This window comes from Mesobacillus subterraneus (assembly GCF_023715485.1).
GTDB classification, from domain to species: Bacteria; Bacillota; Bacilli; order Bacillales; family Cytobacillaceae; genus Mesobacillus; species Mesobacillus subterraneus_B.
Genome location: NZ_JAMBOF010000012.1, coordinates 56,853 through 79,380, shown reverse-complemented (window position 1 = coordinate 79,380; position 22,528 = coordinate 56,853). Strand labels below are relative to the sequence as shown.

28 protein-coding genes and 1 riboswitch are annotated in these 22,528 nt (G+C 40.7%); of the genes, 23 read left to right on the top strand and 5 right to left on the bottom strand.

All coding sequences use genetic code 11. From position 1 onward, the window contains the following. The first annotated feature begins 25 nt into the window (after positions 1-25). The 3 genes from M3204_RS17060 to M3204_RS17050 all read left to right on the top strand — a co-directional run bounded on the left by M3204_RS17060 (position 26) and on the right by M3204_RS17050 (position 2,386). Entirely contained in the window at positions 26-481 is a 456-nt protein-coding gene (locus M3204_RS17060; protein ID WP_251484573.1) for a GNAT family N-acetyltransferase, read from the top strand. A gap of 43 nt (positions 482-524) precedes the next feature. Further along, positions 525-899, top strand: a complete 375-nt coding sequence (locus M3204_RS17055) for a DUF2750 domain-containing protein (RefSeq protein ID WP_251484570.1) — start codon at positions 525-527, stop codon at positions 897-899. A gap of 188 nt (positions 900-1,087) precedes the next feature. Then, a complete protein-coding gene (locus tag M3204_RS17050) occupies positions 1,088-2,386 on the top strand; it encodes an MFS transporter (RefSeq protein WP_251484567.1) in 1,299 nt (432 codons plus the stop codon). Positions 2,387-2,495: 109 nt separating this feature from the next. Here M3204_RS17050 and M3204_RS17045 read toward each other — a convergent pair whose 3' ends face one another. Further along, positions 2,496-2,852, bottom strand: coding sequence for a response regulator transcription factor (locus M3204_RS17045; protein WP_251484551.1), 357 nt, complete (start codon positions 2,850-2,852; stop codon positions 2,496-2,498). 250 nt (positions 2,853-3,102) lie between these two features. Between M3204_RS17045 and M3204_RS17040 the strand changes: the two genes are divergently transcribed. The 5 genes from M3204_RS17040 to M3204_RS17020 are packed head-to-tail and all read left to right on the top strand — an operon-like array spanning position 3,103 to position 7,011. Next, positions 3,103-3,750, top strand: a complete 648-nt coding sequence (locus M3204_RS17040; RefSeq protein ID WP_251484548.1) for a class I SAM-dependent DNA methyltransferase — start codon at positions 3,103-3,105, stop codon at positions 3,748-3,750. A gap of 23 nt (positions 3,751-3,773) precedes the next feature. After that, positions 3,774-4,469: a 5'-methylthioadenosine/S-adenosylhomocysteine nucleosidase gene (gene mtnN, locus M3204_RS17035; protein WP_251484545.1), complete on the top strand. Its 696-nt coding sequence runs from the start codon at positions 3,774-3,776 to the stop codon at positions 4,467-4,469. Positions 4,470-4,471: 2 nt separating this feature from the next. Then, a complete protein-coding gene (locus tag M3204_RS17030) occupies positions 4,472-4,939 on the top strand; it encodes an S-ribosylhomocysteine lyase (protein ID WP_251484535.1) in 468 nt (155 codons plus the stop codon). A 14-nt stretch (positions 4,940-4,953) separates the two neighbouring features. Next, on the top strand, positions 4,954-5,877 hold the full coding sequence (locus M3204_RS17025; RefSeq protein WP_251484533.1) for a PLP-dependent cysteine synthase family protein: 924 nt from the start codon (positions 4,954-4,956) through the stop codon (positions 5,875-5,877). Next, complete coding sequence (locus tag M3204_RS17020; RefSeq protein ID WP_251484531.1) at positions 5,878-7,011, top strand: bifunctional cystathionine gamma-lyase/homocysteine desulfhydrase; 1,134 nt, start codon at positions 5,878-5,880, stop codon at positions 7,009-7,011. 101 nt (positions 7,012-7,112) lie between these two features. On the opposite strand, the gene M3204_RS17015 is transcribed toward M3204_RS17020, so the two are convergent. Together M3204_RS17015 and M3204_RS17010 are read right to left on the bottom strand one after the other, a co-directional pair. After that, complete coding sequence (locus M3204_RS17015) at positions 7,113-8,423, bottom strand: nucleobase:cation symporter-2 family protein (RefSeq protein ID WP_251484528.1); 1,311 nt, start codon at positions 8,421-8,423, stop codon at positions 7,113-7,115. Further along, positions 8,420-9,022 carry a xanthine phosphoribosyltransferase gene (locus M3204_RS17010; protein WP_251484525.1) on the bottom strand — a complete coding sequence of 201 codons (603 nt, stop codon included), beginning with the start codon at positions 9,020-9,022 and terminating at the stop codon, positions 8,420-8,422. The genes M3204_RS17015 and M3204_RS17010 overlap by 4 nt, the downstream gene beginning before the upstream one ends. Positions 9,023-9,150: 128 nt before the next feature. Next, positions 9,151-9,252, bottom strand: a riboswitch (purine riboswitch). 189 nt (positions 9,253-9,441) lie between these two features. Between M3204_RS17010 and M3204_RS17005 the strand changes: the two genes are divergently transcribed. Beyond that, on the top strand, positions 9,442-11,190 hold the full coding sequence (locus M3204_RS17005; RefSeq protein ID WP_251484522.1) for an ABC transporter transmembrane domain-containing protein: 1,749 nt from the start codon (positions 9,442-9,444) through the stop codon (positions 11,188-11,190). 3 nt (positions 11,191-11,193) lie between these two features. Next, complete coding sequence (locus tag M3204_RS17000) at positions 11,194-12,987, top strand: ABC transporter ATP-binding protein (protein WP_251484519.1); 1,794 nt, start codon at positions 11,194-11,196, stop codon at positions 12,985-12,987. Positions 12,988-13,197: 210 nt separating this feature from the next. Here the strand turns inward: M3204_RS17000 and M3204_RS16995 are convergent, their stop codons facing one another. Then, entirely contained in the window at positions 13,198-13,368 is a 171-nt protein-coding gene (locus M3204_RS16995) for an aspartyl-phosphate phosphatase Spo0E family protein (protein WP_251484507.1), read from the bottom strand. Between the two features lie 302 nt (positions 13,369-13,670). On the opposite strand from M3204_RS16995, the gene M3204_RS16990 reads away from it, so the two are divergent. From M3204_RS16990 to M3204_RS16935, 12 genes are all read left to right on the top strand, one after another. Further along, positions 13,671-14,378, top strand: coding sequence for a cytochrome c biogenesis CcdA family protein (locus tag M3204_RS16990; protein ID WP_251484504.1), 708 nt, complete (start codon positions 13,671-13,673; stop codon positions 14,376-14,378). A gap of 195 nt (positions 14,379-14,573) precedes the next feature. Beyond that, entirely contained in the window at positions 14,574-14,933 is a 360-nt protein-coding gene (locus M3204_RS16985; protein ID WP_251484501.1) for a response regulator, read from the top strand. Between the two features lie 84 nt (positions 14,934-15,017). Then, positions 15,018-15,509: a CcdC family protein gene (locus tag M3204_RS16980; RefSeq protein WP_251484498.1), complete on the top strand. Its 492-nt coding sequence runs from the start codon at positions 15,018-15,020 to the stop codon at positions 15,507-15,509. Positions 15,510-15,657: 148 nt separating this feature from the next. After that, a complete protein-coding gene (locus M3204_RS16975; RefSeq protein WP_251484495.1) occupies positions 15,658-16,578 on the top strand; it encodes a hypothetical protein in 921 nt (306 codons plus the stop codon). Between the two features lie 124 nt (positions 16,579-16,702). Next, positions 16,703-16,843 (top strand): hypothetical protein, encoded by a 141-nt coding sequence (locus M3204_RS16970; protein WP_251484492.1) that lies wholly within the window; start codon positions 16,703-16,705, stop codon positions 16,841-16,843. Between the two features lie 31 nt (positions 16,844-16,874). Beyond that, positions 16,875-17,759: a collagenase gene (locus M3204_RS23900; RefSeq protein WP_251484489.1), complete on the top strand. Its 885-nt coding sequence runs from the start codon at positions 16,875-16,877 to the stop codon at positions 17,757-17,759. Between the two features lie 107 nt (positions 17,760-17,866). Continuing rightward, the gene (locus tag M3204_RS16960; RefSeq protein ID WP_251484486.1) at positions 17,867-18,400 is read left to right on the top strand and encodes a hypothetical protein; all 534 of its coding nucleotides are present in this window, start codon (positions 17,867-17,869) and stop codon (positions 18,398-18,400) included. A 261-nt stretch (positions 18,401-18,661) separates the two neighbouring features. Continuing rightward, on the top strand, positions 18,662-19,144 hold the full coding sequence (locus M3204_RS16955; RefSeq protein WP_251484481.1) for an NUDIX hydrolase: 483 nt from the start codon (positions 18,662-18,664) through the stop codon (positions 19,142-19,144). Continuing rightward, complete coding sequence (locus M3204_RS16950) at positions 19,122-19,631, top strand: hypothetical protein (protein ID WP_251484477.1); 510 nt, start codon at positions 19,122-19,124, stop codon at positions 19,629-19,631. The genes M3204_RS16955 and M3204_RS16950 overlap by 23 nt, the downstream gene beginning before the upstream one ends. Positions 19,632-19,650: 19 nt before the next feature. After that, entirely contained in the window at positions 19,651-20,127 is a 477-nt protein-coding gene (locus M3204_RS16945; RefSeq protein ID WP_251484474.1) for an NUDIX hydrolase, read from the top strand. Between the two features lie 12 nt (positions 20,128-20,139). Next, positions 20,140-20,499, top strand: a complete 360-nt coding sequence (locus tag M3204_RS16940) for a cupin domain-containing protein (protein ID WP_251484471.1) — start codon at positions 20,140-20,142, stop codon at positions 20,497-20,499. Between the two features lie 67 nt (positions 20,500-20,566). Next, the gene (locus tag M3204_RS16935; protein ID WP_251484468.1) at positions 20,567-21,145 is read left to right on the top strand and encodes an O-methyltransferase; all 579 of its coding nucleotides are present in this window, start codon (positions 20,567-20,569) and stop codon (positions 21,143-21,145) included. Between the two features lie 84 nt (positions 21,146-21,229). Here M3204_RS16935 and M3204_RS16930 read toward each other — a convergent pair whose 3' ends face one another. Continuing rightward, positions 21,230-21,610, bottom strand: a complete 381-nt coding sequence (locus M3204_RS16930; RefSeq protein WP_251484465.1) for an NUDIX domain-containing protein — start codon at positions 21,608-21,610, stop codon at positions 21,230-21,232. A gap of 210 nt (positions 21,611-21,820) precedes the next feature. On the opposite strand from M3204_RS16930, the gene M3204_RS16925 reads away from it, so the two are divergent. Then, positions 21,821-22,405 carry an NUDIX hydrolase gene (locus M3204_RS16925; protein ID WP_251484462.1) on the top strand — a complete coding sequence of 195 codons (585 nt, stop codon included), beginning with the start codon at positions 21,821-21,823 and terminating at the stop codon, positions 22,403-22,405. The last annotated feature ends 123 nt before the right edge of the window (positions 22,406-22,528 follow it).

Genomic DNA, 22,528 nt, shown 5'->3' with positions numbered 1-22,528 from the left:
AGTGTATATAGAGAGGGGATTAGATATGTATCAATATTACAATGGGCTGGTAATTAGAGAAGGCACGGACGGAGTTCCAGCGGATATGGTCGAAAAACTTTTTGAAAATGCAGGCTGGGCAAGAAATACTCCTGATTGGCAAAAGGAGAAATTTTCGCTTATTTTTAAAAATTCGACTTGGGCTTTCACGGTATGGGACCAGAAAAATATGGTTGGTATGGTAAGAGTAATATCAGATCAAATCATGGCAGCCAATATTATGGACCTAGTTGTCCTTTCGGAATACCGTGGAAAAGGTATTGGCCAAAAGCTTGTGGAATTATGTGTTCAAAAGCTTCCGCATGGTGATTGGTTTGCTCACACATCAGCTAACAATTTTGGCTTTTATGAAAAATGCGGTTTTGAGGTAAAAGATCTTTCCCAGCATGGTACCTGTGCGTATTATGGATATATCCAGGCACGAAAGGATGGCCATCGATAATAATAAAACTGATAAACAAAGTAAGGCGGCGAGGGGAATTATAATGAATAAGAAGGAATATGAGGCAGTCATTAAGCAACCGGCAACAATCCGGTATGAATATTTTATAAAAAAAGTTGTGGATTATGAAGAAGTATGGGGATTGTATAATGAAGGTTGGGCTTCGGCGCAGGATGATTTAGGAAAACCTCTCATTCCATTTTTTCCAAAAAGAGAATTTGCAGAAGGCTGTGCTCAACTTGAATGGGAAGGATTTAGAGCAAAACGAATTGCTTTGGATGATTTCATCGGAAAATGGCTTACTGGAATGAAGGCTGATGGAATAAGACCAACTATATTTCCAACTGAGTCTGATACAGCAGTTGTCGATATTGAAATAATAACAAGAGATTTAGAGCATGAACTCGAAAATTATTAATTCTCCATCCTGATCATCATATTAAATCAATGGATTTTATTTTAAGCTGACTGACGTTTCTTTATGCTGATGGGTCATATCCAAACCATACCTATTGTGGTATTATCTGATTATCCAGAATGAATTCATACGGAGGAGCATCATGGTGAAAAATAGAAATACCATAGGGTATATTAGGGGGCGGAGTTATGTCTCATAAGACTGAAGATGCAGAGGCTTTAGAAAACCAGCCAGCCTGGCTGCAGAGTTACATAGAATCACCTGAAAAGCAAAAAGTACTATATAAAAAGACATTGTTAATTGTAGTTCTTTCGCAGATTTTTGGAGGTGCGGGTCTTGCTGCTGGAATCACGGTAGGGGCTTTGCTCGCAAAAGACATGCTTGGTACCGATAGTGTTGCCGGGCTTCCAACGGCACTGTTCACGCTTGGTTCAGCTGGGGCTGCGCTGGTGGTTGGACGGCTTTCGCAGCGTTTCGGACGGCGGGCGGGACTGGCTTCCGGATTTTTAGCTGGGGGCATCGGTGCTATAGGAGTCATCATTGCGGCTGTAACGAATAATTATTACCTTCTTTTTGCTTCCTTACTGATCTATGGTGCAGGAAGTGCGACAAACTTGCAGGCTCGATATGCAGGCACTGATTTAGCCAATGCCAAACAGCGTGCAACGGCTGTAAGTATTGCGATGGTATCGACTACATTTGGTGCGGTCGCTGGCCCCAACCTTGTAGAAGTCATGGGTGGATTTGCTTTGTCAGTCGGAGTTCCTGCTTTATCGGGACCATTCATTCTTGCAGCTGCTGCGTATATTATTGCAGGATTAGTGCTTTTATTCTTTCTGCGACCAGATCCTTTTGTTGTCGCAAGAGCGATTGCATTGGCCGAGCGAAAAGCGAATGCCGGCAACACCGAGTTCATTGAAGAGGAATTCACGACTGATAAGCGAGGAATCGGGGTGGCGGCTCTTGTCATGGTGCTGACCCAAATGGTGATGGTGGCAATCATGACTATGACACCCGTGCATATGGGCCATCATGGACATGGGTTGAGTGCGGTGGGAATGGTGATTGGATTCCATATCGGCGCGATGTATCTCCCATCATTATTGACAGGTGTACTCGTTGATAAAATCGGAAGACCCGTGATGGCAATCGCCTCAGGAGTAACTTTGCTTGTATCGGGTATTGTGGCCGCTGTTGCGCCTGGCGACTCCATGCTATGGATTTCACTTGCTCTCATCCTGCTCGGCCTTGGCTGGAACTTTGGATTGATTAGCGGAACGGCACTGCTCGTTGATGCGACCAATCCGACCAACCGTGCAAAGATGCAAGGCTCAATCGATGTAATGGTAGCCTTATCAGGAGCATCAGGCGGGATGCTCTCAGGTATGGTCGTAGCCAATTCAAGCTATGCATTCCTTTCACTTGCTGGGGGTATTCTTTCACTTGTGCTTATTCCATTCGTTATTTGGTCGAAAAAAAATCATTAAAAGGTATTTTTACCAACGAATGAAGAATCGGCGAACATCCCCAGATTGATGAATACGAAAAAGGCTTGGCCCCAGAGCCAAGCCTTTTTGCTGTAAAATTATTGTTCAGCTATCTCAATAGACCCGTTATTTTTGAGACGACATCACGGGGACTGAAAGGCTTCAGTATGTATTCGTTAGCCCCTAAATCTTGTCCTCGTTGTAAATCCTGTTCCTCGCCTTTGGCGGAGAGCATAATGACAGGTGTTTCTTTTGTTTTCCTGATTTCTTGTAAAACCGCGAAACCATCCTTGCCTGGCATCAGGATATCCAGAATAATTACATCATAGGATCCTTCCAATGCTTTTTCACAGGCTTCATCGCCATTATCAACGACATCAACTAAGAAAGCTTCCCGTTCCAAATATAATTTTAATAAGTTGCTAATCCTAATTTCGTCTTCAGCAATTAGAATTCTTTTCTCCATTTTTTCCCCCTGAAAACTCTGTCTAATGGTAGTATACACCATTGCCACGTTGGATTCCTTAGCTAAATCTAAATTAATTTTCCATTTGCACCGTAAGAAGTTTTTCTTCACCTGATTTCATTTAAGTTCAAATCCCGTTTAAAGAATGATTAATTGATTCCTAAATGTTTGTGTGCTATTATGTGACCTATAATAATTTAATTCATAGTATACTTATAGGAATTATATAAATTAAAACGGAGTGAAATTTATGGGCAGAGAATTTATCCCTTTATTTGATGACTGGGCTGAGTTTTATGAAGAAACTGTTTCTGGCCAGGATGCAGAATATAAAGAAGTGTTTGAACATTATGATAAAATATTACAAACAGTGGCATCAAAGGCAAAGGGAACAGTCCTGGAGTTTGGAGTAGGAACAGGTAATCTTACAGAAAAGCTAATCGCTTTGGGAAGAGTAGTGTATGGGATTGAGCCTTCTAAAGCAATGAGGAAAAAAACGAAAGCTCGGTTTATGGATCTGCAATTATATGATGGAGACTTCATCAACTTCCCAGTGCTGCCTGGAAAAGTGGATTCGATTGTCAGCACCTACGCTTTTCACCATTTAACAGATGAAGAAAAGGATTGGGCAATCAATCTGTATAGCAAACTATTAGATGACAACGGAAAGATTATTTTTGCTGACACTGCTTATGTGAATGATCTGGATCGGCAAGAAAGGCATCGGATTGTTAAAGATAAGGGTTTTGCTAACCTGCTGTCAGATTTGCAAACAGAGTATTACACGACTCTTGAGGTTTTGGAAAAACTTTTCGAGAAAAATGGGTTCCAGGTTACTTTTGAAAAAATGAATTCCTATGTTTGGCTGATGGAAGCTGTTAAAGTAAACAAAAATTGAGACAGGATTGGAGAGTTTTAGCGATGAGGATTGGAATTATCGGAGCAATGGATGAAGAAGTTGATTTACTGCGCAGCAAGCTGGATGGCAGAGAAGATACGAATCTTGCGGGAAGTGAATTTTATAAAGGCAAGATTGATAGTTTAGAAGTTGTGCTGCTGAAGTCAGGAATCGGAAAAGTGAATGCTGCATTAGGTACAGCTTTAATGATCGAGAAATTCCATCCTGATGTGATCATAAATACAGGTTCCGCTGGTGGCTTCCATAAAGACCTGAATGTCGGTGATGTCGTCATTTCATCCGAAGTCAGGCATCATGATGTTGATGTAACAATTTTCGGCTATGAGTATGGTCAGGTTCCAAGAATGCCTGCTTATTTTGCCCCGGATGAAAAGCTTGTCAGCGCAGCTGTAAAAAGTGCTGGAAAAATTGATGGCATCCAGGTTGTGCAAGGCTTGATTGCGTCAGGCGATTCCTTTATGAATGATCCAGAGAGGGTGGAGTTCATCAGGTCTAAGCTACCAGATTTATATGCAGCGGAAATGGAAGCGGCAGCGATTGCTCAGGTAGCGTACCAGTTTGAAGTTCCTTTTGTAATCATCAGGTCATTATCTGATATAGCAGGGAAGGATTCTAATTTGTCATTTGACGAGTTCTTGGTGACGGCTGCAAAAAATTCCGCTGAATTAATTTTACTAATGTTAGAGGAGCTGAAGTAGTAATGGTTAAAAAAATGAATGTTGAAAGCTTTAATCTGGATCATACGAAGGTAGCTGCACCATATGTACGATTAGCGGGTACTACTCAAGGGGCAAATGGCGATGTTATTCATAAGTATGATATCCGCTTCTGCCAGCCGAACAAGGAGCATATGAAAATGCCGGGGCTGCATTCACTTGAGCATCTAATGGCTGAAAACATCCGCAATCACCATGACACTGTGGTTGATATCAGTCCTATGGGCTGCCAGACTGGCTTTTATCTTGCCGTCATTAACCATGACGACTATGACAATATTCTCGAGGTATTGGAAAAAACACTGAATGATGTGCTTCAGGCCGATGAAGTGCCGGCATGCAATGAAATCCAATGCGGCTGGGCGGCAAGTCACAGCCTTGATGGTGCAAAAGAAATTGCAGCTAAAATGCTGGCGAAGAAAGATGAATGGCGCCAGGTGTTTGCTGAATAAGGAGAGTTTTAGTCATGACGGTTTACCGCAGTATACATGAAATTGTTGGACATACACCTATGATTGAGCTTACTCAATTTCAGCTGCCAAACCATGTCCGTTTATTTGCAAAATTGGAATACCTGAACCCGGGCGGCAGTATTAAGGACCGCCTGGGACAGGAAATGATCAATGAGGCTTTTCGTACAGGTAAATTATCTGCAGGCGGGACAATCATTGAGCCTACAGCTGGCAATACGGGGATTGGCCTTGCGCTAGCAGCCATCAACAGGAATATTAATGTTGTTTTTGTAGTTCCTGAAAAATTCAGCATTGAAAAACAGGAAATCATGAAGGCCCTGGGAGCAAGAATTGTCCATACACCAACTGCTGAAGGAATCGAAGGGGCCATCCGCACAACTGAACGGCTGCTGAAAGAGATTCCTGGTTCGTATTCTCCTTCGCAATTTTCCAATCCAGTGAACCCGGAAACCTACTATAAAACGCTTGGCCCTGAAATATGGAAAGACCTAAAAGGTGAGATTGATATTTTTGTAGCCGGTGCAGGTACTGGCGGCACATTCATGGGGACAGCAAGGTTTTTAAAAGAAAAAAATCCTATGATCAAGACTGTTATTGTGGAACCGGAGGGCTCGATTCTTAATGGAGGACAGTCTGTTCCACATAAAACAGAAGGGATCGGGATGGAATTTCTCCCGGATTATATGGACTCTAACTATTTTGATGAGATTCATACAATTTTCGATCAGGATGCATTTGAACGCGTGAAAGAACTCGCGGCCAAAGAGGGCATTCTTGCTGCAAGCTCTTCTGGCGCAGCTCTTCACGCAGCATTGATAGAAGCTCATAAAGCCCCTCCTGGCACAAACATCGTGACAGTGTTTCCAGATGGAAGCGAGCGTTACTTAAGCAAAAAAATCTACGAAGGGGGAATTTGAGTGAAACGCAAGACTAAATTGATTCATGGCGGCATTCCTGGAGATCAGACGACGGGAGCGGTATCATTTCCTATTTATCAAGTAAGTACTTACAAACAACAGGATGTCGGTGTCCATAAGGGATATGAATATTCCCGAACGGGGAATCCGACCCGGTTTGCATTGGAAGAATTGATCAAGGATTTGGAAGAGGGGAAAAGAGGCTTCGCATTTGGTTCTGGGATGGCAGCAATCACTGCCGTCATGATGCTTTTCAGTTCTGGAGATCATATCATCCTTACCGATGATGTATATGGCGGGACGTATCGGGTGATGAACAAGGTCTTGAACCGAATTGGCATTGAGTCCACTTTTGTCGACACAACCGACCTTGATGTAATCAAGGCGGCGATTCAGCCTAATACTAAGGCGTTATATATTGAAACACCAACAAATCCACTTTTAAAGGTGACGGACATTAAGGCATCCGCTCAGTTGGCAAAAGAACATGACTTGTTGACCATCGTGGATAATACCTTCAGCACACCGTACTGGCAGACGCCGCTTGCATTAGGAGCTGATATCGTTCTTCATTCTGCAACTAAATATCTTGGAGGCCACAGCGATGTTGTCGCTGGATTGGTTGTTGTGAATGATGACCAGCTTGCAGATGATCTTCACTTTGTCCAGAACTCAACAGGAGGAATCTTGGGACCGCAGGATTCCTGGTTACTGATAAGAGGCATCAAAACCCTTGGACTCCGAATGGAAGCCCACGAGGCAAATACAAAGAAAATCGTCGAGTTTCTCTCAGAAAACGAGAGCGTGAAGAAAATTTATTATCCAGGCCTCGAAACACATCCGCAGCATGCAATTGCGAAGCAGCAGGCAGAAGGGTTTGGAGGCATGGTCAGCTTTGATGTCGGAAGCGCGGAAAAAGCGGCTGAGGTGTTGGGAAGAGTGAAGTATTTTACACTTGCTGAAAGTCTTGGAGCAGTCGAGAGCCTGATTTCCGTCCCGGCAAAAATGACACATGCCTCTATTCCAGCAGAAAGAAGAGCGGAACTGGGAATTACTGATGGATTGATCCGAATATCAGTAGGTATTGAAGATGTAGAGGATCTGATTGAGGATCTGAAGCAGGCATTGGAATAGAAGTTAAAACAAATGCCGATAATGCAGTTATAAAAAATGACGTGTGAACAGTCACACGTCATTTTTTTGTATAATGTCTATTTTCAAAACCTGAAGTTTAGCTAGGAAGCCTTCTGTTCAGATAAGGAAGCATGATGGACCACTTTACTGTCCTTAAAAACATTGAATACCAGATTTAATGCAATTGCTGTTAAGCTTCCTGCCACAATTCCGTTATCTGTCAGGATTCGGATGCTGGAAGGCATTTGCGCAAATAATTCCGGCACTGCTGTAACGCCTAAACCCATTCCGACAGAGCATGCAATGATCAATAGATTTTCCTGAGAAGCGAAATTCACCTTGCTGAGCATTTTTATACCATAGGCAACTACCATACCAAACATAGCCACCATTGCTCCTCCAAGAACCGGAGTCGGGATGATTGTTGTCAATGCGCCAATTTTAGGTACAAGCCCAAGCAGAACTAAGAAAGCTCCTGCAGTGTATATGACATTTTTTGTTTTTACCCCTGACAGCTGGAGAAGGCCTACATTTTGTGAGTAAGTTGTATATGGGAAAGCATTAAATATTGCTCCAAGGATAATCGCAAGCCCTTCAGCTCGGTAACCATTTGCCAGATCTTTTTCTTCGATCTTTTCTTCACAAATATCACCGAGCGCAAAGTAAACTCCAGTTGATTCAACTAGGCTGACCATCGCTACCAAAATCATCGTCAAAATGGCTGTTAGCTCAAAGGTAGGAAGGCCGAAATAAAACGGAGCAGGCAAATGCAACCAGGAAGCCTCCGAAACAGCTGCAAAATTCACTTTGCCCATAAAATAAGCAGCCATTGTTCCTGCTGCCAAACCAAGCAGAATGGCAATGGCGCGAATAAAGCCTTTAAAGAAGCGGAACAGTGCAATGATGAACAGCAATGTTCCAAATGCAAGACCAATGTTTGTGAGGGAACCAAAGTCTGGGCTTCCCTGTCCGCCAGCCATATTATTCATCGCGACAGGGATTAAAGTGATCCCGATAATCGTAACAACAGATCCTGTTACAACTGGCGGGAAAAATTTCACAAGCTTCCCAAAGAACTTTGATATTGCCACAACAAAGATACCGGAAACAAGGATGGAGCCATAGATGGCAGAAATACCGTATTGTCCCCCAATGGCGATCATTGGACCTACGGCAGTGAATGTACAGCCCAGTACAACAGGAAGACCAATTCCAAAGAATTTATTGCGCCATACCTGCAAAAGGGTCGCGATGCCACACATGAGAATATCGATGGAAACCAAATAAGTTAACTGTTCTGCCGTTAATCCAAGTGATCCGCCAACAATCAGCGGTACAATTACGGCTCCAGCGTACATTGCTAGTACATGCTGAATTCCTAGTGAAGCAATTTTTAATGGATTCTTTTTCATCGTGTTATTTCCGCCTTTCCAACTGGTGATTGATCAAACTGGATGATTCCATTTTCCAGAGAGTTTATGATAGCCAATGATTCCACTCGGTATCCGCGTTCTCTAAGTATACTTCCGCCCTCCTGAAATCCTTTTTCTATTACTATTCCGATTCCCGAAACGGATGCTTTCGCCTGGCAGACTATTTCTGCAAGGCCAATAGCGGCTTGTCCATTTGCGAGGAAATCATCAATAATAAGCACTTTATCGTTTTCTGATAGATATTTATTTGAAACGGAAATTTCACTAGTTTCTTGCTTAGTAAAAGAGTAAACGGATGCTGTAAGAAGATCATTTACTAGAGTCAGAGATTTTCTTTTTCTGGCAAATACGACTGGCACATTCAGATGCATACCTGCCATCACAGCAGGAGCAATACCGGAAGATTCGATTGTTAAGATTCTAGTAATTCCGCATCCGTCAAATCTTTTGGCAAATTCCTTGCCAATGGCGAGCATGAGCTGGGGATCTATCTGGTGATTTAGGAAGGTGTCTACTTTTAGTACGGAAGATGATAGGACGCTCCCTTCATTTTTAATTTTTTCAATTAGCTGTTCCATCGTATTCCTCCTCTGAAAATTAGAGCAATAAAAAAAGCCCAAATGTCATGCATTCACATCATAAAATGAGTGAAGCAATGACCTTTGGGCTGTTAAGCAGCAATAGGCAATCAGAGGGTAGAGCTCTGCCCCCTGCATTGCTCACTCATAGTCAGATCATTTACGGTAATCCGGTAGAAACTTGCAGGCCATATTCCTGCGATTATATGAGCGAAGGTATTTAATTTATTGCAATTATAACACTCTATGTAAATTATTCAACAAAATAACACAAAAAACCGAACAAAAAGATTTTGCGTGAATTAAATATTCGTGAACTGACTATATAGAAATTTCAGTTTGCAAAAGAAAAAATCTTCCCCATTTTACAAATATTTGATAAACTATTTAAGCATTTAAGGGGTCTGGGGGAAATACATATGAGCGTATTCAAGGATTTGATGTGGTATTTTAAAGCTGAGAAGAGGGCTTATCTGACAGGGGTTTTCCTGTTATTGTTCGTGGCTTTGCTTCAGCTTGTTCCGCCAAGAGTGATAGGGATTGTCGTAGATGAAATTACAAACGGCACTCTTACTGCCGGAAAACTTGGGAAGTGGATTGTTGTACTTGCTGCATCTGGATTGGCCATGTATTCACTGCGTTATTATTGGCGGATCATGATATTCGGTTCAGCAGTAAAGTTGTCACGATTATTAAGGAACAGGCTTTATGCCCACTTTACGAGTATGTCGCAGTCCTTTTACCAGAAGAGAAGGACTGGTGACTTGATGGCTCATGCCACCAATGATCTGTCGGCAATCCAGCAGACAGCGGGAGCAGGAGTGCTAACATTTGTTGATTCACTTTCAACGGGAGGATTCGTGATCCTCGCGATGGCAGCGACCATCAGCTGGAAACTGACGCTGATTGCGTTGATACCAATGCCACTTATGGCAGTGCTGACCAGCTGGTATGGAACGATGCTGCACAAGAGATTCCATAAAGCCCAGGAAGCCTTTTCGGACCTGAACGACAAGACACAGGAAAGCATCACAGGAATTAAGGTGATAAAAACCTTCGGCCAGGAAAAAGAAGACATTGAGGATTTCCGCAGGCAATCTGAAGATGTTGTGAAAAAGAACATTTCGGTTGCAAGGGTAGATGCGTTATTTGATCCAACCATCTCAATCATAGTGGGTATCTCATTCTTCTTATCGATCGCATTCGGGGCCAAGTATGTTTTGAATGGAGAATTGACGATTGGGCAGCTTGTCTCATTCACTTCCTATTTAGGACTTTTGATTTGGCCGATGCTTGCTTTCGGCTGGTTTTTCAATATCGTCGAACGCGGCCGGGCTTCGTATGATCGTGTATCGGCTTTGCTTGATGAAAAAATAGACATTCAGGACAAACCGGATGCCCTGGACATCATTCCTTATGGAAGCATTGCCTACAATATACACTCATTTACTTATCCAAATGACCAGGAACCAATTTTAAAAAAGATAGATTTCGAGCTTGGCAAGGGTCAGACGCTAGGTATCGTTGGTAAAACAGGGGCCGGGAAGACCACTTTGCTTAAATTGCTCATTCGTGAATTCGACTTGACAGACGGAAGCATCAGCGTTGGCGGCAAGAATATTCAAGATTATAAAATGGAAAGATTAAGAGAGGCAATCGGGTATGTGCCTCAGGATCATTTTCTATTTTCGGCAACTGTACATGACAATATTGCGTTCGCAAATCCGAACGTTGGAAAAGATGTAATATTTGAAGCTGCTAAAATCGCAAACATCCATGATGATATCCTTGAATTTACAGAAGGTTATCAAACGATAGTTGGCGAGAGGGGTGTTTCACTTTCGGGCGGCCAGAAGCAGCGTATTTCGATTGCTCGTGCATTAGTGATGAATCCAGAGATTCTAATTCTCGATGATTCATTGTCTGCGGTCGACGCGAAGACAGAGGAACAAATTTTATCAGCCTTGAAGGAAAATAGAAAAGATAAGACAACAATCATCACTGCCCACCGCTTGAGTGCAATCCACCATGCTGACCTGATCATCGTCCTTGATGGAGGACGAATTTCTGAACGAGGCACACATGATCAGCTGATGGAACAGGATGGCTGGTACAAGGATATGTATTTGAGGCAGCAGCTTGAAGAGCTTGTCGAGCAGGGAGGGTGACATATGGAAAAAACGCCTGTATTAAACGCAAAAGAACAGCGTTCGGTGCTGTTCCGGCTTCTCGCTTATGCAAAGCCACATTTGAGAATGATTTTTGCAGCCTTCGGATTCCTGCTGCTCGCGACGATTGGCGATGTTCTCGGACCGATCCTTGTGAAGATTTTCATTGATGATTATTTAAGGGAAGGGTATATGCCTTTCAAACCGATGTTGCTGCTGGGCGCGGCTTACATGGGAATCCAGATCCTCAATGTCCTTGTCTCCTACTTCCAGCTATTGAAGTTTCAGGAGATCGCTTTGAAGATTATCCAGCAAATGCGAATTGACGTATTTACGAAGGTACAACAATTAGGATTGAAATTTTTTGATAAAACTCCTGCCGGCTCCCTTGTTTCAAGGGTAACGAATGATACCGAAGCAATTAAGGATATGTTCGTCAGCGTGATCGCGACCTTTATTCAGAGCGGCTTCTTGTTGGCGGGAATCTTTGTGGCGATGTTCATACTCAATGTAAAACTGGCTTTGTTCACTTTGCTGATTTTACCGATGATCGTATTCATTATGAGCATGTACAGGAAATTGAGCTCAAAGTTTTACCAGGATATGCGGGAGCGCTTAAGCCAGCTCAATGCGAAGCTTAGTGAATCTCTTCAGGGGATGGCCATCATCCAGATGTTCCGCCAAGAAGAAAGGCTGAAAAAAGAATTCGGTGAAATCAACGAAAAGCACTTCGAAGCAGGCATGAAAAACATCAAGGCAGACGGACTCTTGCTGCGGCCGGCAGTTGACCTTGTATATGTCTTTGCGCTGATTATCGTGCTTAGTTTTTTTGGAATCAATTCATTTAACAGCCCGATTGAAATTGGCGTCCTTTATGCTTTCATCAATTATCTCGACCGTTTCTTTGAACCGGTTAACAATATGATGATGCGTTTGTCGATGTACCAGCAGGCAATTGTGGCAGCTTCACGCGTGTTTAAATTGCTTGATGAAGAAGAACTTGCACCTGCCCAAACAGGAACTGAAGCGAAAAAGATTAATGAAGGGAAAATCGAGTTCAAGGATGTCAGCTTTTCTTATGATGGGAAGCGCGATGTGTTAAAAAACATCAGCTTCACAGTAAACCCTGGGGAAACATTGGCGTTTGTCGGGCATACCGGCAGCGGCAAAAGTTCAATCATCAATCTGCTGATGCGCTTTTATGATTTCAATCGCGGGGAAATCTTAATTGATGACGCTTCTATTAAAAGTTACCCGGTAAATGAACTGCGTGATAAAATGGGGCTTGTTCTCCAGGATCCATTCCTATTCTTTGGGACAATAGGTGATAATATCAAACTTCATAATAATGGTTTAAATGAGGAAGATATCAAAAGGGCCGCGGAATTTGTCCAGGCTGATTCGTTCATTGAAAAGCTGGAGGATGGATACAATCAGAAGGTTACGGAACGCGGTTCTACTTTTTCAAGCGGGCAGAGGCAGCTGATTGCCTTCGCCAGGACGATTGCTGCGAATCCGAAAATTCTCGTTCTCGATGAAGCAACTGCAAATATTGATACGGAAACGGAAGAAGCAATACAGTCAGCACTTGCTAAAATGCGTGAGGGAAGAACGACGATTGCGATTGCCCACCGTTTGTCGACGATCCAGGATGCAGACCAAATCATCGTTCTGCATCACGGTGAAATCATTGAACGAGGAACTCACCAGGAACTCCTTGCCCAGCAAGGACTTTACCACAAGATGTATTTGCTGCAAAATGGTTCAGTCGAACGCGTGGAAGATGTAGTAGGTTAATTATATAAGGCTCTTTTCGTAAACTTTGTACATTCACTACCAAAAGTCTTACGAGTTTCAATTAAGTCCTCGGCCTGCAACCTCTTCATAAAGAGTTCGAAGTTAAAAAAATACGGACTAAAAACCAGGTGTGAAAACAACAATTTGTGGGGAACAGCATTATATAAAAAAAATAAAACAGCTATAACGCCGAATGCGTTTAGCTGTTTTTTAATGGGCTGGAACTTTCTTTATGTATGCGCGATTATATTCGTTTAGTAGTTCATCAAGCTCTTGACTGTGGTGGATCGCAAGATTTGAGCTAAGGCCGTTCTTCGAAGCGATTTGAATCAATTCTTCACGTTTCTTCTCAATTAGGGTGATCAGTTGCTCTTTAGACAATTTGAAAATCCTTTCCTGTTTTATCTTACTGCAGTCTATTAACCTACATTTATGTAAAAAGGTTATAAATATAGAAATTATTTCAAGTGTTATTCAAGTATATAGCATTTGCTGCCAAATTTCAAAAGAAAGATTTGTAAATAATTTTCCTGCTAAAATAAAACACCATGTTTATTTACCCGCATATTTTCAAGTTAAACATCTTTTTTATAGAATTAATAAATTGTTCACAGCTTATATATTATAATAGGGGTGGTTTTTGTTAGAATGGGTACAAATGAACACGGACTGGAGATGTAATCATGACAGATATCAATATATTCATAGCATTGGGAGCTGGTTTCCTAAGCTTTATTTCACCTTGCTGCCTGCCACTATATCCGGCCTTCCTATCTTATATAACCGGGATGTCAGTAGGGGAACTGAAAAGTGAAAATGCGATGCTGCAAAAACGGAGTCTGCTACATACATTATTTTTCTTGCTTGGATTCTCAGTGATATTTATCGCGATCGGCTTTGGAACATCGTTCGTCGGCCAATTTTTCATTCAGTATCAGGATCTCATCCGCCAGCTTGGCGCAATCTTTATTGTCGCATTTGGCCTGATGGTAATCGGCTTCTTTAAACCGGAAATGTTGATGAAGGATCGTAAGTTTGAATTCAAGAACCGCCCGTCTGGATTTTTTGGATCTGCTTTGATTGGGATGGCGTTTGCAGCAGGATGGACTCCATGCACAGGGCCTATCTTGGCTTCAGTCATTTTGCTTGCCGGTTCGAATCCTGGTTCGGGAATGCTATATATGATTGCTTATACTCTTGGCTTTGCGATTCCATTCTTCATACTTTCATTCTTCATCGGAAAAATGCAATGGATCCGCAAGCATAATAACAAGATTGTTAAAATCGGCGGCTATATCATGATTTTAGTCGGGATCATGCTGTTCTTTGACTGGATGACAAAGTTGATTTCCATTCTATCTATGTTGTTTGGCGACTTTACAGGTTTTTAAAAACATTATAGGCTTCGAAAGTTTTAGGAGATATATGTCCATATATGAGATTTTTTTCATAAGATATTTTTTCCAAAAGAAGAAATTTTTCGGTGTCTTTACATTGAAAATAGCCAGTGAATATAGTTATATAGTAATATAGGAGAAAATTAGCACTTTTATATACTTGTTGTGATTGTCGGGGAGGATACAGCGATGGCCAGAATTTTGATAGTGGACGACGCAAAATTTATGAGGATCACCTTAACCAATATTCTGAAAAAAGCGAATCACGAAATCGTAGGGGAAGCAGAAAACGGGCGTGAAGCAGTGAGGCTCTATCGCGAGTTGAAACCCGATTTGGTGACAATGGATATTACCATGCCTGAAATGAGCGGGCTGGACGCAGTAAAAGAAATCAAAAGAGATTTTAAAGACGCGAAAATCATAATGTGTTCGGCAATGGGCCAGCAGAAGATGGTTGTTGACGCAATCGAAGCAGGTGCCAAGGATTTCATCGTGAAACCGTTCGACGATTCACAGGTAGTCGATTCCATCTCAAGAGTACTAAGGTAAGAAACAGCCATTTAAGTCTATCTTAAATGGCTTATTTTCATTATAATAATAGGGGAATTCTATAAATAAGGGATGAAAAATGAAATGAATTATGTTCTGGCATCAACAGTTGGAGCTGTCGGCATGGCTATATTCGTAACGTTCATGCGGATGAAAGCCGCGAAAAAACCAGCAACAGCCAAGAAAATCATTTTGCCGCCGATTTTCATGAGTACAGGTGCACTCATGTTCATTTTTCCGATGTTCAGGGTACATTTTTTACAGATTATAGAGGCATTGACAGTAGGGATGTTATTTTCCATCCTGCTGATTAAAACGTCCAAGTTCGAAATACGCAATCAACAAATTTACCTCAAGAGGTCTAAAGCATTTGTCTTTATCCTGATCGGACTGTTAGTCGTCAGAGTTATTGCCAAGCTCGTTCTGAGCAGTTCTATTGATGTCGGCGAGCTAAGCGGAATGTTCTGGATCCTTGCCTTCGGGATGATTGTTCCATGGCGCACCTCCATGTACCTGCAATTCAAGAACCTTTATAACGAACTTCATGGAGGCCCAGCTAAAAAGAATATGGTTTAATTGAATTCCCCTGCCAAACTGGTCAGGGGAATTTTTATTTATAGATAAAATGACCTATTTATTTAATTAAGAAAAAAATGGATATTATTGAATTTTGTGGAATGTTAAAATTATTATAAGGTTTAAAAAACAGAAACGCAGGTGACACATGACAACATCTACTCTTCTAAAATTGCCTGAAGCATTATTGTTAAGGGGAGAATTAATAAGCAGAGCAAAAATATCAAAAGCGCAACTGCATGCCTGCTTAAATGATGGCATGCCCCATTATTTAATCGGGAACGAATACCGGTTTTTAGAAAGGGAAGTCTTGGAATGGCTCAAGACCTATAAGCCTTCCCAGGAGCGGCTGGAAAGAGAGTTTCGCGACAAGAAAGGCCGGTCTCTTGATGAATACGTCACTCAGGAAGTCATTTTATCTACGTTGAGGACTACAAAAGAAAGATTAGTCAATCTCCAGAAAAATGGGCTTCCATTTCAAAAGGTAGGTCAAAACGATTTTTACCATGTCCATGACATTTTGGATTATTACCGTAAAGGGGATGTAACCACAGGTGTGAAAACTAAGCAGTCGATGCAAGAGTTGCTGATGCCTATTTGTGGGAATGTACCTAGCAATGTGCCTTTCATAATCGTGGACGGATCTTACGACTTTAAAAATTTCACAGCCGGGACTGGATTAGTCATCGTTAGAAACAGAAATGCAGCAACCGGCTATTCAACGGTGAGAAGGATCAAAACGGCGAAGCCGATTGTATGTGAAATGCTTGCAATCCTCGATGCATTTAAGCTAATAAAAAAGAAAAAAATCAAGAAAGCAATGATCTTCACAGACCAAAAAGCATGGACTTCTGGTTTTTCTATTGATATGAAAGCATATGAAGGACCGGTCAAGCAGTACATAAACGAATTGAATCAGTTATGGAATCAATTGAAAGGAAAAGTCGAGATAAAGTTTGTAGGAGAACTGAGCCAGGGGAAGGACAGTCCTCTATATAAAAAAGCACATAATTTAAGCCAGGAACACAAGAGTAGCATCATAGGGAACCTGAAATTTGATGACGATTAGGTTAGTCAGAGGACTTTACTAGTTTCATTTTAATTATGATTTCGGATATTGATAGAATGACAAAGCAACAGATAAGTCGCGACTGGCTAACGATTAGGAAAGAGATTCATAAGGGGGAGCAAAGTTGACTATTTTTATAACAGTAATCCTGCTAGTTTTCCTTTATGATTTTACAAGACTCAGGCAGCAAAATGAGAGAATGATTGAGCAAAACGAGAAGATGATTTTGCTGCTTGAAGAGTTATCGAAAAGAGGAAACGAATGAGTGGCAAGGGCTTTTCAAAATAAGGTTTTGGGTGACTGTTTTTACAATATTACTTATCATTTTTATAGTCGCTATGTTCGGTATGCTTAAAATGTTTCAGAAGGAATTAAATGATCGGACAGGGGAGAATTCCACTTTATACGAGACATTAAGAACTGCAATGCATTTAAACTATGACAGTGAATTAGAAACTGAACTCAAAAGGCAAAGTATGATGAAGAAGGATGATCATGTAACAATCTATTATCAGGAAGAAAATAAGGATCTAATACCCCTGGTTATTGAAACACTGAAACGGGCAAATACGAAAACTTATCAACTCCTTGGTGACTATGATCAGAGCTCTATTGATCTGATTTTTATGAATAGAGAAAACCTGGAACAGCTTTCAAATATAGATGGCGCAGCAGGATTTTATTCTGATTTTCTTAAAGTGATGGGACTTACCATAGATCCTGAAAAAGTGGATAGTATCCTACAGGAACTGGAAACGCCCCTATATTATTTTCAGAAAACGATATTACACGAATACGCTCACTATGCTACCTTCAGAAAAATTGGCGATTCAGGAGCAATGGGTGATGCGTTTCCTCTATGGTTTATTGAAGGGGTCGCGGAGTATATAGGAAATGACAAAACGGAGGTTCATTACGAATCTTTTCATTACGAGACACTCTCACTCAAAAGCATCAGTGGTGAAGATAAATGGAAGGAAGCTCGTCTTAACCCAGATGCCGACCCATATTTGCAAAGTTATTTCACCGTCAACTATTTGATGCAAGATTACGGTGAAAATGTGGTGACAGACCTGATTGATAAAACAAAGGAAACAGATGATTTTTATATAGCTTTGGAACAAGTAACTGGAAAAACGATACTTGAATTTGAGCAGGATGTTCTGAAGCATTATGAGTAAATTTTTGTTACAAAATCATGGTGAAAGTAATTCTGAAAAAATGTAACATGTATAAGCATGGAACCGTCAATTTTTAGTCAGTACTTATTTGATGGAGGGCCTTAAAAATGAAAAATAAATTTATCGCTTTAATTTTATTTGTTATTCTTTCCCCTATGATCTTTACAGCCTTCCCATCAATCAGCCATGCTTGTAAATGTGAAGAACCTCCGAGTGTAGAACACGAGCTGGAAAGGTCCAAAGCAGTTTTTTCCGGAAAAGTAATTGATATGAAAGATGAGAAAAATAAAAGAAAGATATTATTTGAGGTAGAGGAAACATGGAAGGGTGCAGATGAAACGCAAATTATACTATTAGACGAACTCTCCAGTTGTTCTCTGGACTTCTTCGAGGGAGCATCATACTTAGTATATGCCCATGATTTCCAGGGGGATCTCACTACAAATATTTGTGACCGCACAAAGGATCTAAGCAGTGCTCAGGAAGATCTATTAAAGTTAGGAAAAGGATCGACGCCTTCAAAGGAAGTAAAACTGCAAGATCAGTTGCGTAATCCGGTCGTCAATTATATGTATATCTGGCTTCCGTTGGTAATTCTATTTGCGCTTGCAGTTTTTATTATCAGTAAACGGTCCAGGTAATTACGGAAGATAAAAGCTATTTTCCTGAATTATTTGCCATCATAGCCTCGATTGCGAACAATAAAAAATCATATGAATGAATGACTGTCCGTCAAGAGTTATATGAGTAAGTAATACTCTATTAAGTAATTTCGAATAAAACTGATTGTTCATTTCCTGCGAAGCGTTCCTAATAGTAACGCTTTTTCTTTTTAGGAAAAAGAAGGAAATACAAACAATCTGTCGAAATTTGTGTATCTAGCTAAAATTTAGGAGGTCAGTATGGGATACATAGAGGATTTACGGAAAGTTATCGGCAGCCAGCCACTTATTTTAGTAGGGGTTGCGGTGGCAGTCGTAAATGATGGGGGAGAATTTTTACTGCAGAAGCGAAGTGATGGCCAATGGGGCGTTCCGGGTGGATTTATCGAGTTAGGTGAATCAACAGAAGAAGCAGGAAGAAGGGAAGTATTCGAAGAAACGGGGCTAGAAATTGGAAGGCTTGACCTGGTAGGTGTTTTTTCTGGGAAGCAGCATCACGTAAAGCTGCAAAATGGGGACGAATTTTATCCTGTTACGGCAGCATACATATCAAAAGAAATCTTGGGCGGGGACCTGAAGGCCGATGGCGAAGAAACAATCGAAGCTCGTTTTTTCAGTGTGAGTGAATTGCCTGATCAGCTTAATCCTTTGATAAAAAATCTAATTAATCAATTTGCCCTTACCATTGAAAGGTCCGCTTATGCAGAAAAGAGTAAGGCGTAAGTTAGTTAGCTTATACACAGGGGAATTGTTTGCTGTGTTCACATTTGCTTTGATGTGGCTTCTTTATATTCAACTTTTTGAATGGTCAGTCCCTTATTTAACATCATTTTCTTCTTTATATGCGTTTGCATTGCTGGAATTTATTTTGCTTCAGGGAAGCTATTATTGGTACTTGAAGCTAAAACAAGTTAAACAAAACGATTTTTCTAACCTGCCTGCTCGCCGATTGAGAACTTTTGAATTCTTTAAGAGGCTGAACTCCTTGTTCATTTTGATAGGCTTGATGGTATTAATCTATCAAATCACCAGCAAACAAATAGAATTATATTGGTTTATTTTTCTCTTCCTCTTTGCTGTTATTGAACATATTAACTATTATTATTTTCGTATTTCGTATTTATCATTAGAAGAATTAAAGGAATTGAAGCGACAAAAAGGTTTTCGGAGATCTAAGCTTGCAAAAGAATTAAGCAACAGTACAAAATGATCGTTTGGAGGAAATCAGAATGGATGCAACATTTTATATGGAAACGGCCGTTTTTAATTATCGGGTAGCAGCGATCATGATTGTGGACGATCATGTTTTAATACATAAACAGGTAAAAGATAAGCACTGGGCGCTGCCTGGTGGGAGAGTTGAGCTTTTGGAGGATTCACAGACTAGCATTGTTAGAGAAGTAAAAGAGGAGTTAGGGATAGATGTAAAAGTTGACCGCCTGCTTTGGTTTACCGAAAACTTCTTTGACTACAACAATAAAAATTATCATGAAATCGGCTTGTATTATAAGGTTTCACCTACTGGCGGAAGATTTACTTTTCAAAGTGAAGCGTTCTTTGGTGAAGAGGGCGATCGGCTGGTGTATCAATGGGTGCCGATCGATCAGCTCGAAAAAATCCTTTTATATCCGGAGTTTATTAGGACATCGCTTAGGGATTTGCCGGACGCGCCTAAGCATTTAATTATTAAAAAATATAGTATTTAGGAGGTATATGGATTGGAATTTTACAATTTTAAAAAAGAGAACGGAATAGAAATCACTAAATTCGATTCGGACTTTGTGATGTCGCGAATCGTTAGAACGACTAATGCAACTCATATTGGTTTCATGTACCTTGAACAAAACGGACTCATCGGCTACCACCAGGCAACGCTGCCGCAGCTTTTGATGATTGTAAGCGGCCAAGGATTCGTTCGAGGTGAATCGGAAGACTGTTTTAAAGTTCAGCCTGGTGATGCTGTTTTTTGGGAAAAAGGTGAATGGCATGAAACGAAAACGGATTCGGGGATAACTGCGGTTGTTATTGAAAGTGAAGAGTTAAATCCATCATTATATATGTCGCTTGTTTCGAGATGAATAAAATAAAGGGGGGATTTTGTTAAAAAGGATTTTCAAGCTAAGATCAAAAGGAGTCTGACATATAATGCTTACTTATCGTTCCAATACATATATTCCAAGGTTAGTTAATATCTCTAAATCTTTGGCTAAGAAGCATTCGTTCAATGGTTCTTGTTCAGATGAAACCGGGAGATTATTATCTGTACTTACCGGACAGGTCAAACGGGGGAAGGTCCTTGAGATAGGAACAGGATTTGGAGTGGGCAGCTCATGGATCCTATCTGCGATTCAACCATCTGTTTCTTTCATCTCCGTAGATGTTGACCGGGTAAAGATTGATGTAGTCAGCCAAAATATTGACCATCCTCAAGTAAAATTCATTTGTGGTGATTGGGAAGAAATTATTCAATATGGTCCGTTTCAATTTATATTTGCTGATGCTGCAATCGTCAAAACAGACGAAGGTGAAAGACTGGTTGATATTTTAGATATAGGTGGCTTACTCATTATGGACGACTTTACACCTGAAGAACATTGGCCAGATGAATGGCAAGGGAAACCTGATTTGGTAAGGGAGTTCTGGTTGAATCATGAAAATTTGACAGTAACTGAAATTTACCTAACGCCAAAGTCTACTGCTATATTAGCTACAAAAATAAGGTGAACGGGAGATACAGGGTGAAAAAATGAGTAATCAGAGTATACCTTACCATATATATTTCTGTAATCATTTTTCACCCCTATATTGTTATTTCATAGCTTCTAATACTCTTGATACATGCAGATCATTCTTCATGGAATCCAGTGTGTGCCACTGCACTTCACTCAGTGTTTGTTCATCGCCGAGTTCAGGATCAAAGCCTACCTGCGGAATCTTTTCATTTAAACTCCGAACTAAAAAGCATCTTTCTTCACCGCCGCTGTATTGGCCGGTAAATAAATATTCCATTACCTCAACATCTAAATTCACTTCTTCCTTTACTTCACGAATCACCGCTTCCTCAAATGTTTCTCCCTTTTCCAGCCCGCCGCCTGGAAGCGTCCAGAAGGAACCATCAGGATAGATATGTTTAGTCATCAGTATACGGCTATCATCAATAATCGCAGCAAAAGCTCTCGGTCTAGTCAAAAACCTGACACCTCTTTATTAATTATTTTAATTTATTTTACCATATTTTAACTATAATCAGATTGGATTTTAAATTTTAACAGGACAATTCCATACTGAAAAAGAATATTTAAAGGGTAGGTTTATTCGCAATGATTAGAATAATTATCCTTTCTAGCGTTATTGTTATTGGGGTAGTTGGGTATGAAGCGTGAAAAGGAGAAGAATTGAATGCATACACAGCATGTCCGTACTTCAGGAGCATATGTTTTATATAATGGACTTTTTCCCTTTCAGGTTGGTCCAACGAGGAAAGGGGACAAACTTGGCGTGGTTAGGTTAGGAGGGCATCGAGAAGGAGATGAAAAAGCCATTCAGACTGCTGAGAGGGAAGTCCTTGAAGAATCCTCAATGAAAATCAATATAATTAATTCCCCCATAACCTTTTACAAGAGGGACTGGAACCATTCGGCGAGTAAAATACGAACTGAAGATGAAATTGCACCTATCCTTATTAAGGGGAGTGATCCGGATTCTTCAACGGCTATGTATCTTGCTCATTCTGAAAGTGAACCAAGGCCATCGTCCGAAACAAGCGGCCTTTTGCTGTTAACTCCAAAAGATGTCCATTTAATATGCAAACAAAGAATCACACTGAATGATTATCTTAATCAGCATGGCAGAGCATTATTTAAACGGAAGTTGAATAAAAATTTGCTTCTGGAACCTTTCCCCCAGCTGCAATTCTTAGCTGAACTTTTTGAGAATGAGACTGAATTAATGATGATGTTCATGGCTGGCAGGGGAATATCATAACGAAAAGTAGACAAAAAGCTATAATCACAAAAGAAATAGAGTCATTATGAAATTAGTGTTTATTGCATATTTAGTTTACAATTCTCATAATGGTATAATAATAGGTGATTGCATATTAAGGGG